Source organism: Pseudomonas sp. SMN5, from assembly GCF_052041925.1.
Taxonomy (GTDB): Bacteria; Pseudomonadota; Gammaproteobacteria; order Pseudomonadales; family Pseudomonadaceae; genus Aquipseudomonas.
The window spans coordinates 14,750-29,085 of sequence record NZ_JBKGGX010000042.1 but is presented as its reverse complement, the minus strand read 5'-3'; the positions used below and the strand labels follow the sequence as shown (position 1 = coordinate 29,085).

Below are 14,336 nucleotides of genomic sequence, written 5' to 3'. Positions count from 1 at the left end.
CTCCACCGCCAGTCCCACCAACACATCCGGACCGACACCCTGGTCCATCAGTTGATGGGCACGGCGGTTGGCCTGGGTGTTGAGTTCGCCGTAGGTCAGGGTCTCGGCGTTGAAACGCAGGGCAATCGCCTCAGGTCGCAGCCGTGCTTGTTCAGCGATCAGATGATGGACGCAGGCGGTGCTCGGGAAATCACCGGGCGCCGGGTTCCACTGGGCGATGGCCTGTTGTTGCTCGCTGGCGGTCAGCAGCGGCAGTTCACCGATGCGTTGCGAAGGGTCGCTGACAATGCCTTGCAGCAGGTTCAGCCAGTGGTCGGCCATGCGTTGCACGGTGCTGGCGTCGAACAGGTCGGTGGCGTAACTCAAGGCCGCGGCCAGCTCGCCATTGGATTCGTGGGTGTCGAGGGTCAAGTCGAACTGTGCGGTATGGGAACTCCAGTCCAGGCTCTCGACCTGCAAGCCCGGCAGTTGCAGGGCCTGGGCCGCGCCGCCGCTCTGGTGATTGAACATCACCTGGAACAGCGGGCTGTGGCTCGCCTGCCGTTGCGGCGCGAGGGCTTGCACCAGTTGCTCGAAGGGCAAGTCCTGGTGGGCCTGGGCGCCCAGCGAAGCCTGCTTGACCTGCGCCAACAGTTGCTGGAACGACAGCGCGCCATGCACCTGGGCATCGAGCACCTGAGTGTTGACGAAAAAGCCGATCAGTCCTTCGGTTTCCAGGCGATTACGGTTCGCCACCGGCACGCCCACGCGGATGTCGACCTGCCCGCTGTAGCGATGCAACAGCGCCTGGAACGACGCCAGCAAGACCATGAACAGCGTGCAACCTTGAGCTTGGGCCACCTGCTTCAAGCCCTCGGTCAATTCCCGGCCAAGGCTCAGGTCCAGGCGTGCGCCGCGATAACTCTGCACCGCAGGGCGCGGACGGTCCGTGGGCAACGGCAAGACTTCGCCGCCATCGCCCAGGCGCTCGGTCCAGTAAGCCAGTTGGCGCTCCAGCTCACCGGCCTGCATCCACTTGCGTTGCCAGATCGCGTAGTCCGCGTATTGAATCGGCAGCGGCGCCAGGGCCGGTGTCTCACCACGGCTGTGGGCGGCATAGAGTTTGACCAGGTCCTTGACCATGATCTGCGCGGAGGCGCCGTCGCAAATGATGTGGTGCTGGGTCAGCACCAGCACATGATCGTCCTCGGTGATTTGCAGCAGCTTGACCCGCAGCAAGGGCCCCTGCCGCAGGTCGAACAATCCGCCAATCTCGGCATCGACCAGGGCCTTGAGCGCCGCGTCGTCCGGCCGTCCCTCCAGCATCACCGGCTCGATGGGCAGGCTCAGGCGGGCCTGCACCACCTGCCGAAGCCCTTCGGCATCCTCGACGAATAGCGTGCGCAAGATTTCATGGCGCGCCAGCAAGGCATCGAAACTGCGTTGCAACGCGTCCAGGTCGAGGGCGCCGCGCAAACGCAGGGCGGTGGGCACATGGTAGGCCGCGCTGTGTCGGTCCAGTTGCCAGAGAAACCACTGACGCTCCTGAGCGTAGGACAGGTCGAGGCGCTCGAACTCGGCGCGCATCGCCGGGATCGGCAGCGCAGCGAAGCTCATGCCTTTGCTGTTGAGTTTTTGCAGAAACGCTTGCCGTTGAGCGAGCGGTAAACGAATGAAACGCTGAACCAGAGACAGGTTATCGAGCTGAGTCATTTTCAAAGGGTCTCCAGGTCCGCCAGGAAATCATGCATCTCACTCAGGTCTTCGCTGGAGTGAGGGATCAGGTGGGCCGCCAGCCGTTCGGCGTACTCGGCCAGCGACGCGGTGCTGAACAGCAGGTCCAGCGGCACCGCGGCGCCTTGTTCCATTTGCAGGCGCGCCGTCGCTTGCGTCGCCAGCAGGGAATGTCCACCCAGTTCAAAGAAGTTGTCGTCGCGCCCTACCCGTTCGAGCTTGAGTACGTCTTGCCAGATGGCCGCGATGCTCCGTTCGAGCGCGCCTTCGGGCGCCACATAGGCGCGTTGCAGCTGCGTGGCGTCCGGCTGCGGCAAGGCCTTGCGGTCGAGCTTGCCGTTGGGCGTCAGCGGGAATCGCTCCAGCAGTACCCACTGCGCCGGGATCATGTAGTCGGGCAGCAACGGCGCGAGCTGCGCCTTGAGTGTTTCGCGCAGCAGCGCGGGCTCGGTAGCCTGCGGCTGGGCGGCAATCAGGTAGGCCACCAGTTGCATGCCGCCCGGCCCTGGCTGCGGCACCACCGCGGCTTCGCGGATCGAATCCTGGGCCAGCAGGCAGGCTTCGATTTCCCCCAGCTCGATGCGGAAACCGCGGATCTTCACCTGATGGTCGAGCCGACCGAGGTATTCGATCACCCCGTCCTCACGCTGGCGCGCCAGGTCCCCGGTGCGATACAGGCGCATGCCGTTGCCGAACGGATCCGGCAGGAAGCGCTCGGCGGTGAGCGCCGCACGGGCGTGGTAACCGCGCGCCAGTCCGTCGCCGCCGATCAGCAGTTCACCGCTCAGCCCCACCGGGTTCGGCGCAAAGTGCTCGTCGAGGATGTACAAGGAGGTGTTGGCAATCGGCCGGCCAAGACACGGCAGGCGCTGCTCTTCGGTGAGCCGGTAAGCCGCCGACCAGATCGTGGTTTCGGTCGGGCCATAGAGGTTCCAGACCTCGCCGCCGACCGCGAGCAAGCGTTCGGCCAAATCCTCGGCCAGCGCTTCGCCGCCGCACAGGCATTTGCGACCGGCGAGCGCGGCCGCCGCCGGATGATCGAGCAACATGCGCCAGGTCGAAGGCGTGGCCTGGACCACGCTGACCTGTTGCCGCTCGATAGTCTGCAGCAAGGCTTGCGGATCGTGCGCAGTCAGGCGGTCCACCAGCACGACGCAGGCACCACTGAGCAGCGCGCCGTAGAGTTCCAGGCCGAAAATATCGAACGAGAACGTGGTCAGTGACAGCACCCGGTCACGGGCACACAGGCCCGGTTCACGGACCATGCTGGTGACGAAATTCACCAGCGCTTCATGGCGCACCATCACGCCCTTGGGCTTGCCGGTGGAACCAGAGGTGTAGATGGCGTAGCAGAGATGGTCACCCTCTACATGCACCTGTGGATCTACAGACCCAGCGCCGTCGGACATGTCATCCAGTACGGCGGGTATCAAGGTCTGCACCCCGTCCGGAATCGCCAGCCGCTGCAACTCCGACGCCTGGGTCAGCAGCCATTGCAGGCCACTGTCTTCGATCATGTGGGCCAACCGGTCGGCGGGGTATTGCGGGTCGAGCGGCACGTAGGCGCCACCGGCCTTGAGGACGGCCAGCAAGCTGACAATCATTTCAACGCCGCGGTCCAGGGCGATCCCCACCAACTGATCAGGGCCGACGCCGCGTTCCAGCAGACGCTGGGCCAGACGATTGGCCCGGGTGTTGAGTTCGGCGTAAGTCAGTGACTGTTCGGCAAACACCAGTGCCGGAGCGTCCGGGGTCCGCCGCACCTGGGCTTCGAACAAGCGGTGGACGCAACGCTCAGCGGGATAGTCCGCTGCGGTCGCATTCCAGGTGTGCAGCTGTTGTTGGAGCTCCTGCGGATCCAGCAGGCTCAGCTCGCCCAGGGGATGTTGCCCAGCGTCGACCATTTGCATCAGCAAGCGTTGCAGGTGCAGGCCGATTCGCTCGACCGAGTCCTGGGCAAAACGGGCGCACTGGTAGCTGAACTGCACCGCCAATCGCTCGCCGAGGCTGACCAGCAGCGTCAGTGGATAGTGAGTCTGTTCGAGGTTATCCACGGCGCCGAAGCGCACACCCTCGGACGCACCTTGTGTCAGCACTTCGGAGATCGGGTAGTTCTCGAACACCAGGATATTGTCGAACAGCGCCTCACCGCCCAGCCCGGCCCAGCGCTGGATATCGAACAGCGCGCTGTGCTCGAACTCGCGCAAGGCCAGGTTCAGGCCCTGCACCTGTTGCAACCAGTCGCCCAGCGACTGGTCGGCGCGAGGGCTGGCAATGACCGGCAAAGTGTTGATGAACAGGCCGATCTGGCCCTCGACGCCAACCAGGTCCGCCGGGCGCCCCGCCACGGTTGCACCGAACGCCACGCTGGACTTGCCGGTGTAGCGCTGCAACAGCAACAGCCAGGCGGCTTGCACCAGGGTGTTGACGGTCACTTTCGAGGCCCGGGCGAACTCGGCCAGACGCCGGGTCTGCGTGGTGTCCAGTTGCAGCTGATGGTGAGCGTAGGCATTCGCCGCAGCCGTCGTTGCCGGCCGCGCAAACGCTTGGGCCAGACGGACCGGCTCCTCCAGCGTACGCAGTTGCTGCGTCCAGAACCGTTCGCCCAGCGCCGCATCCTGACGCTGCAGCCAGGCAATGTAGTCCCGATAACGGCCCGTCGGACGCGGCACCGGTTCGCCACGGTAATGCTGCAAAACTTCGCCCAGCAGCTGCGCGCTGCTCCAGCCATCCATCAGGATGTGATGGTTGGTGTAGATCAGGTGATGCCGGTCCGCGCCGGTGCGCACCAACACCAAGCGCATCAGCGGCGCACAGCCCAGGTCCACGCCCAGGGCACGCTCCTCATCGGCAAGGGTTTGCAGCGCATCGGCGCAATCAGGCTGCTCGCGCCAGTCGAGGAGCCGGAACGGTACATCGACCTGACGCTGCACGATTTGCAGCGGTTGCTCCAGATCGCCCTGCCAGACAAAGCCGCTACGCAGGATGTCATGGGCATCGACCACGGCCTGCCAGGCGGCGCGGAAGCGTTGCGGATCCAAGCCCTCGGCATCGAGGCGCATCTGGTTGATGTAGTCGCCCGCGCCCTGCCCGAGCAGACTGTGGAACAACATGCCCTGCTGCATCGGCGACAGCGGATACAGGTCGTCCACGGCGTGGGGTTGCGGCACTAGTCTGTCGAGCTGGGCCTGGGTCAACCGTGCCAAGGGGAAATCCGACGGTGTGACGCCGCGCTGGCGGTCATCACAGCAATGGCTGATCAACGCGCTGAGTTCCTGGGTGTAGGCATCGGCCAGGCGTTGGATGGTCGCGCTGTCGAACAGTGCGCCGCTGAAGGTCCAGCTCAGGTCCAGCTCGCCGTCGAAGACCTTGCCGTCCAAGGCCAGTGGACTGCCCAGCGGGCCTTGCAGGTTCAGCTCTTCACCGCCGCTTTCAGCGGTGGGCACGAACAAGGCGTCGGCGGCGCCACTGAAACTGGCGTCGAACTGGCCGAGGTAGTTGAAGGTCAACGACGGAGTCGGCAAGGCCCGCAGGGTTTGCCGCGCCTGCTCATCCCCCAGGTGCGCCAGGGCGCCGAAACCGATGCCCTTGTCGGGGATGGCGCGCAGTTGTTCCTTGATCTGCTTCAGCGAGGCCCCGAGGTCGGCGACCGGGGTCAACCGGGCCGGGTACAGGCTGGTGAACCAGCCGACGGTGCGGGTCAGGTCGACCTCGGCGAACAGTTCTTCACGGCCGTGGCCTTCGAGCTGCACCAGCACGCTGTCGTCGCCGGTCCAGCGCACCATCACCCGCGCCAGGGCGGTGAGCAACAGGTCATTGACCTGGGTGCGATAAGCCGCCGGAGCCTGCTGCAACAACTGTCGGGTCAGGGACTTGTCCAGCCGTGTGCGGATCACCCGGGCCTGGCAATGCTGTTGCCCGCCCTGTGGATTATCCCAAGGCAATGCGGCGTTAGCGCCCTGCAACTGCTGCTGCCAAAAGCCCAGCTCGGCCTGCGATGCGGTGCTGGCGGCATGGGCCTGCAACGCTTCGGCCCAGTGCTTGAGGGCATGGGTCTTGGCCGGCAATTGCACGGTTGTCCCGGCGACGAGCTGGCGATAGGCGCTTTGCAGGTCGTCGAACAGAATCCGCCAGGACACGCCGTCCACCACCAGGTGATGGACCACCAGCAACACGCGCTGCGAGCCATCGGCGAGGTTCGCCAGCACCGCCCGCAGCAAACAGCCGCCGTGCAATCGCAGGCTGCGCTGGGCCCGGTTGCCCAGGGCTTGCAGCGCGTCGAGATCAGCCACGTCGGCCTGCCAGAGCAAGGTCTCGGCGCCCTGCTCTTGCACTTGGCGATAGTGCGCGGTCCAGCCTTCGCCCTGCTCGCTGAAGTCCAGGCGCAAACCGTCGTGGTGAGCGACCACGGCGTGCAAGGCCTGCTCCAGCAACGGCGCATCCAGTGCCTGGGTCGGCTTGAGCATCACCGACTGGTTCCAATGGTGGCGGTCGGGTATCGCCTGGGCGAAGAACCAGTGGTGGATCGGCAGCAGCGCGGTTTCGCCGGTCACCGGTCGCTGATCGACCGTTTGCGGCGATACACCGGTCTGCACCACGCTCGCCAATGCCTCGATGGTCTGATGCTGGAACAAATCCTTGGGAGTGAAATGGATACCGGCCTGACGGGCGCGGCTGACCACCTGGATCGAGACGATGGAGTCGCCGCCCAGTTCGAAGAAGTTATCCCGCAGGCCGACCTGGCCGAGCTTGAGCACGTCCTGCCAGATGTCCGCCAGTTGTTGCTCCAGGGCGTTGCGCGGGGCCACGTAGGTTTGTTGCAACTGGCTGGCGTCGGGCTTGGGCAGGTTCTTGCGGTCGAGCTTGCCGTTGGGGGTCAGCGGCAGGCGGTCGAGCACCAGCAGGTACGCCGGGACCATGTGCGCCGGCAGTGTCGCCTTGAGTTGTTCACGCAGGTGCTCGGCGAACCCTTCAGGTGCAGCGGTTGGCGCGTCAGCCACCACATAGGCCACCAGGCGTTTGCCGCTGCCGGCAGCACCTTCCTGGGCGACGACTACCGCTTCGCGCACGCCATCCTGGGCTTGCAGGCAAGCTTCGATTTCGCCCAGCTCGATGCGGAAGCCGCGGATCTTCACCTGGTTGTCGATGCGGTCCAGGTAATCGAAAGTGCCGTCGGCGCGCTGGCGCACCAGGTCGCCGGTGCGGTACAGCAAGCCGCCGTGGTGGCTGAACGGGTCGGCGACAAAGCGCTCGGCGGTCAGGCCCGGACGGTTCAGGTAGCCGCGGGCCAGGCCGGTGCCGCCCAGGTACAGTTCGCCGGCCATGCCTTGGGGCAGCAGATTCAGGTCAGCGTCCAACACGTAGGCACTGCGGTCGCCGATGCGGCTGCCGATGGGTGCATAGGCGGCGCCGCAGGTCACGTCACGGCCGGCTTTCCAGATCAGCGGCGTGACCACGGTTTCGGTCGGGCCGTAGCCGTTGATGATGAAATCCGGGGCCAGGGCGCGCTTGACCCGCTCGAAACTGGCGTTGGGCACCGCGTCGCCGCCGAAGCAGTAGATGCGTACCTTCGGCGGGCGGCCTTCACGCTCGGCGTGCTCGGCCAGTTGCTGCAGGTACACCGGCGGGAACGCCACCACGCTTACGCCGTAGGTGTGCATGGCGTCAAAGGTCTGTGCCGGGGTCCACAGGCTGTCATCGCGGATCAGCAACGATGCCCCATGGGTCAGGCTGGTGAGCCAGCGCTCATGCGCGCCGTCGAAGGCAAAGGACATGAAATGGAATTCGCAATCGCTGTCGCGCATTTCGTAGCGTTCGCCGATGGCCTGGCAATGCATCGCCAGCGGACCGTGGGCCACGCTCACGCCCTTGGGGTTGCCGGTGGAGCCCGAGGTGTAGATCACGTAGGCCAGGTTTTGCGGGTCGAGCCTGACCTGTGGTGCCTCCAACGGTTGGCCGTCCAGATCCAGGTTGTCGAGTTCCAACACCTGTGCAGCCCGCTCCAAGGGCAGTTGCGCCGACACTCTGGAATCAGTGAGCAACAACGCCAGCCCCGAATCCTCGATCAGGTACGCCAGGCGTTCACGGGGGTAGTGGGTGTCCAGCGGCACATAGGCGGCGCCGGCCTTGAGCACCGCCAGCAGCGCAACGATCACCTGCTCACTGCGCGGCAACGCCACGCCGACCCGGGTCTCCGGACCGACGCCATGGCTGATCAAAGCGTGGGCCAACTGGTTCGCCCGACGGTCGATCTCGCCATAGCTGAACCGCTGCCCGTCGAAGATCACCGCCGTGGCCTGGGGTTTCAACGCGGCCAGATGGGCAATGCGCTGGTGCACGGGAATATCGGTCGGGTACGGCTGCGGATGGTTGGCGGCCTGCTGGCGGGCTTGTTCGGCGGTGCTGACCAGAGCGATTTCACCCAGGTTGCGCGTGGCCGATTCAGCGAAACGCTCCAGCAGCTGTGCCAAATGTTGGCTGATGCCTTCGATCGCTTCGGGACTGAAGTGCGCCCGGTCGAAGTTGTAGTGCAGCGCCAGCGTCTGGCCGAGGGTCACGGCCACGCTCAGCGGGTAGTGGGTCTGCTCCAGGTGAGCGACCTCGCCGAACGTGGCCCGTTGCCCGGCGCCGTCCTGCAGGGCCTGGGCAATCGGGTAGTTCTCGAACACCAGGATGTTGTCGAACAGCGCTTCGCCGCCCTGCCCGGCCCAGCGCTGGATGTCGGCCAACGGCGTGTGCTCGAACTCGCGCAGGCTCAGGTTCTGCGCCTGTACCGCGTGCAGCCAGGCGCCCACCGATTGATCCGGGCGCGGCGCGGCGATCACCGGCAGGGTGTTGATGAACAGGCCGATCTGTTGCTCGATACCCGGCAAGTCCGCCGGACGCCCAGCCACGGTGGCACCGAAGGCAACGCTGTCGTGACCGGTGTAGCGTTGCAGCAACAGCAGCCACGCCGCTTGCACCAGGGTATTGACGGTGACTTTTTGCTGGCGGGCAAACTGCGCCAGGGCTTGGGTGCGAGGCAATTCCAGGGCCTGGAAATAATCGCCCCGGCCGCTCTGGACAGCGTCGGTGGACACAACCCGCGCCAACCGGGTCGGCTCCTGCAAGGCCGCCAACTGGCCGTTCCAGAACGCCTCGCTGCGTTGCGCGTCCTGGCGCTGCAACCAGCCAATGTAATCGCGATAGCGCCCGGCGTTGGTCGCCGGCGGTTGGCCGTTGTAGCGCTGCAGCACTTCGCCCAGCAGTTGGGCATTGCTCCACCCGTCCATGAGGATGTGGTGATGGGTGTAGATCAGGTGCCAGCGGTCAGCGCCGGTCTGCACCAATACCAAGCGCAGCAGCGGTGCCCGGGCCAGGTCGAAGCCCTGGTGGCGCTCGGCGTCGGCGCACTCGTTCAAGGCCTCGGCGAGCTCCTCGCGCCCGCGCCAGTCCACCACCGTGAAAGGCAACTCGACCTGGCGCAGAACGATCTGCAAGGGTTGTTCGAGCCCCTCCCAGACAAAGCCGCTGCGCAGGATGTCCTGGGCGTCGAGGGTGGCTTGCCAGGCCGCGGCAAAACGCTGCGGATCGATGCCCTGGACGTCCACTCGCAATTGGTTGATGTACTCCCCCGCCGCTTGCTCGTACAGGGTGTGGAACAGCAGGCCTTGTTGCATCGGCGATAGCGGATAGAGGTCGTCGACTTGCCCCACCGCGACCGGCAGGTTGTCGAGTTGCGCCTGGGTGATGCGCGCCAATGGGAAATCCGACGGGGTCGCCTGCGGCGCTTCGAGGGTGCAGCAATGCTCGATCAGTGCACTGAGTTCATCGAGGTAGTCGGCGGCCAGGGCCTCGATGGTCTGGCGCTTGAACATCCGTTCGCTGAAGCCCCAGTTCAACGACAGTTCGCCGCCGTAGACCTGGCCTTCCACCGTCAGCCAGTTCGCCAGTGGCGCCCGGGCGTGCTGCGCCGCGCCGCTGCCTTCACTGGACGGCACGAACAGCGCAGCATCGTCGAACTGCCGGTCGAACTGGCCCAGGTAGTTGAAGGTGATACGCGGCGCCGGCAAGGCCGCCAGTTCGCGGCGCACCGACGGCTCGCCCAGGTAACGCAGCACGCCGTAGCCCAGGCCCTTGTCCGGAACGGCGCGCAGTTGTTCCTTGATGCGCTTGAGCGATGCACCTAACTGCGCAGCAGGACGCAGGCTCACCGGAAACAGGCTGGTGAACCAGCCGACAGTGCGGGTCAGGTCCAGCCCGTCGAACAGGTCTTCACGGCCATGGCCTTCCAGTTGGATCAGCGTGCTGTCCTGGCCGGTCCAGCGACAGATCGTGCGCGCCAGCGCGGTCAACAGCAGGTCGTTGACCTGGGTGCGGTAGGCCTTGGGCGCCTGTTGCAGCAGTTGGCGGGTGCGCTCTGCGTCCAGCTGCAACCGGACCTTGCGTTCGTCGCACGCCAGCAACGAGATCTCGGGGTAGTCGCACGGCAGATGATCGGCGGGTGTTTTCGCCTGGGCGCGCCAATAGTCGAGACTGTCCATGAAGCTGTCCAGATGCCCGTGCAACTGCGCGGACCATTGCCCATAGGCACTGGTCCTGGCGGGTGGTTGGATCGGCTGGCCGCCCTGCAGCGCGGCATAAAAAAGCTGCAGGTCTTCCAGCAGCACGCGCCAGGAAACACCGTCCACCACCAAGTGGTGGATCGCCAGAAGCAGGCGCTGGCTGCCGTCGGCCATGTCCACCAGCAACGCACGCAGCAGCGGCCCGTCTTTCAGATCGAGGCTGCGCTGGGCGTCGTCGCACAGGGCGTTGAGTTGTTCCGGCGAAGTCGCCTGGCGTTGCCACAACAGGCTGTCCGCCGAGGGTTCGGCATAGGCTTGCTGCCATTGGCCGTTCACGTGGGTAAAGCGCAGGCGCAAGGCGTCGTGGTGCTCGGTCAGGCGCGTCAGGGCCGCGTCCAGCGCCGCGACATCGAGCGGCGCCTGCGGCACCAGCAGCAGCGACTGGTTCCAGTGCTGACGCTCTGGAATGTCACGCCCAAAAAACCAGTGCTGCACCGGTGTCAACGGCGCACTGCCGCTGGCCGGCCCCTGCTCCATCGGGTGGCTGTCGCCCTGGCGCGCCACCAACGCCAGGCTGCGCAGGGTCTGATGTTGGAACAGCGATTTTGGATTGATTGCGATACCGGCCTGTCGCGCCCGGCTGACCACTTGCATGGAGACGATGGAGTCGCCGCCCAACTCGAAGAAGTTGTCTTCCACACCGATGCTGTCGAGGTTCAGCACCTCTTGCCAGATCGTCGCCAGAGCTTTTTCCATCGGGCTCTTGGGCGCGATGAATTCACGTTGCTGCGCACTGCCGTCAATCGCCGGCAAGGCCTTGCGGTCGAGCTTGCCGTTGGGGGTCAGTGGCAGGCTTTCGAGGAACAGCAGATACGCCGGCACCATGTAGTCCGGCAGATGCTCACCCAGGGCGGTCTTGAGGGTTTCGCGCAGTTGCACCTGGGCCTGGGCCTCGGTCAGCACGCTGGCGTCGTTCGGCACGATGAACGCCACCAGTTGCGGGCCGTGCTCGGTTTCCTGGGCCAGTACGGCCAGTTCGCGCACCTGGGGTTGTTGCAGCAGCCGCGCTTCGATTTCCCCCAGTTCGATACGAAAGCCGCGGATTTTCACCTGATGGTCGAGACGGCCCTGATATTCGAGCACGCCATCGCTGCGATAACGGCACAGGTCACCGGTGCGATACAGCCGTTCGCCGGTTCTGGAAAACGGATTGGGCAGGTATTTTTCAGCCGTCATGGCCGCCCGTCCGAGATAGCCACGGGTGATGCCCGCGCCACTCAGGAACAGCTCTGCCGAGACGCCTTGCGGCACCGGTTGCAGGTCCGCGTCGAGCAGGTAGGCGGCGCTGTGCTTGAGCGGCCGGCCGATGTTCGCCGTACCGCCGACGGTGCGCCGGGTCCAGGTGGAATAGGTGGTGTCTTCGGAGGGGCCGTAGAGGTCGTAGACGTGTTCGACGCCATTTTTCACAGGCACCGCGGTTAACGGTGGGAGCGAGCTTGCTCGCGATGGCGTCCTGTCAGTTAACCCTTCATTGCTTGATCCACCGCTATCGCGAGCAGGCTCGCTCCCACAGGGGTACAGCGCTTGAACCAGGCTCTGCTTCAAAGGCTCGCCGGCCAGGTTGATGATCCGCACGCTGGCCGGAATCTCGCCGCTGCGCTGCAACGCGGCGATGGCCGAGGGCACGGTGTTGATCAGTCGCACCTGGTCGCGAGCCGGCAGTTGCGGCAGTTCCAGGGCGTTGCGGGCGATGATCAGCGAGCCGCCGTTGGCCAGGGTGACGAACAGCTCCCAGACCGACAGGTCGAAGCACACCGATGTGGAGGCGAGCACGCCTTGGATGTCGTCGCGGCTGTAGACCGAAGCGGACCAGTCGATCAGCGCCAGCACGTTGCGATGGGCAATCGCTACGCCCTTGGGTTGGCCGGTGGAGCCGGAGGTGTAGATCACGTAGGCGAGGTTGTCCGGGGTGACCGTGGTGTCCGGCGCAACCAGCGGATAACGCGTCAAGTCGATCCGATCCAACAGCAACACGGCCGTTGCGTCAGGCACGGCCAAGGCCTGCGCGACCACTTGCTCGGTCAGCAACACGCGGGCGCGGCTGTCGTCGAGCATGTAAGCCACACGCTCGCCGGGGTAATCCGGGTCCAGCGGCACGTAGGCGCCACCGGCCTTGAGCACCGCCAGCAAAGCAATCAGCAGCTGTTCGGAACGCGGCATCGCCACGCCCACTCGCACCTCCGGCCCCACGCCCAGTTCGATCAGTTTGTGGGCCAAGCGATTGGCGCGACCGTCGAGTTCGCTGTACGTCAATCGGGTATGGGCGAAGGTCACCGCCACGGCGTCCGGTGTGGCAGCGGCTTGGCTGGCGATCAACTGGTGGATGCACTGGCTTTGTTCGAACGGCGGATGCAGCGGGTTCCAGTCGTGGATCAGGCGCCGGTATTCGTCATCGGCCAGCAACGGCAATTCGCCGACCAAGGCCTGGCTGTCAGCGACCATGCCTTGCAGCAGGCGCGTCCAGTGCCGGGCCATGCGCTCAATGGTGCTGGCGTCGAACAGATCGTCGGCGTAGGTCAACGCCGCGTGCAAGGTGCCGCCCTTCTCCCAGGTGTCGAGGGTCAGGTCGAATTGCGTGGTGCGGCTCTGCCACTCCAGCATCGACAGCTCCAACCCCGATGCGGTGCGGATGCTGGCGATGTCGGCGACCTGCGGCTGGTGGTTGTACATCACCTGGAACAGCGGCGTGTGGCTGAGGCTGCGCTCAAGTCTGAGGGCTTCCACCAGTTGCTCGAATGGCAAGTCCTGATGGGCCTGGGCGCCGAGGGCTGCTTCCTTGACCGAGCGCAGCAGATCGTCGACACGGGTCTGACCGCGGAGCTCGCTGCGCAACACCTGGGTGTTGACGAAGAAGCCGATCAGCCCTTCGGTTTCCGCCCGGTTACGGTTGGCGATGGGCACGCCGACGCGGATGTCGGTATGACCGGTGTAGCGATGCAACAGCACGTTGAACGCGCCGAGCAGCAGCATGAACAAAGTGATGTTGTGGCGCTGGGCCGTGCTGCGCAGTTGCTCGGCCAGCGCCGGCGCCACGGCGAATTCGTAGCGCGTGCCGCGATAACTCGGCATGGCCGGGCGCGGGTGATCGATCGGCAGCTCCAGCACCGGATGTTCATCGCCCAGTTGCGCTTGCCAGTACGCCAATTGCCGCGCTTGCTCACCGGCCTCCAGCCAGCGCCGTTGCCACAGGGCGTAGTCGCTGTACTGGATCGGCAACTCAGGCAGTTGCGGGACAAGGCCCGCTTCAAAGGCGTCGTAGCAGCGGATGAACTCGTCGATCAGCACGTTCATCGACCAGCCGTCGGAGACGATGTGGTGCAGGGTCAGCAACAGCACGTGTTCTTCGTCGTCGAGCTTGAGCAATTCAACCCGCAGCAGCGGACCGCTGGACAGGTCGAAGGGGCGCATCGACTGCTCGCTGGCGGCGTGGCGAACCGCCTGTTCGCGCGCGTCCGCCGGCAAGGCGCTGAAGTCTTGATGAACAATGCGTAGCACCGTGTCGGACGGCACTTGCCGGAGGCTGTCGTCGGCCCGGCGCTGGAACACCGTGCGCAGGGTTTCATGACGGGCCACCAGGCTGGCGAACGCCTGCTCCAGCGCCGACAGGTTCAAAACGCCCTTGAGCCGCACGGCCCCCGGCAGGTTGTAGGCGCCACTCTCGGGCTCCAACTGCCAGAGAAACCACATGCGCTGCTGGGCATAGGACAAGGCCTGGCGATCCTCGGCCTCGACGCCCTGAGGGATGGGAAAACCGCTGAAGTCCACGCCCTCCTTGTCCAGTGCCGCCAGGAACATACGGCGCTTTTCCAGGGGCAACCCGATAAACCGGCGAGCAAGTTTCAAGGCGTCTTCAGCATTCATTTCTGGGGTATCCGGAATCAGTGGGCACAAGGCACAGAGGCAAGTCGTCCCTATAAAACGAATGCAGACCGGAAAAATTAGCGTTTGGGAATGGGTATCAGGAAGGAGAGAAAGTCCGTGGCGAGGGAGCTTGCTCCCGCTCGGCTGAGCAGCAGCCGC

2 protein-coding genes are annotated in these 14,336 nt (G+C 65.1%); both read right to left on the bottom strand.

The window, feature by feature from the left end; genetic code table 11:
- On the bottom strand, positions 1 to 1,692 hold a 1,692-nt coding region (locus tag ACLEJR_RS26110), incomplete at its 3' end, for a condensation domain-containing protein (protein WP_440817541.1).
- A 2-nt stretch (positions 1,693 to 1,694) separates the two neighbouring features.
- Positions 1,695 to 14,177 carry a non-ribosomal peptide synthase/polyketide synthase gene (locus tag ACLEJR_RS26105; protein WP_440817540.1) on the bottom strand — a complete coding sequence of 4,161 codons (12,483 nt, stop codon included), beginning with the start codon at positions 14,175 to 14,177 and terminating at the stop codon, positions 1,695 to 1,697.
- Positions 14,178 to 14,336: the final 159 nt, after the last annotated feature.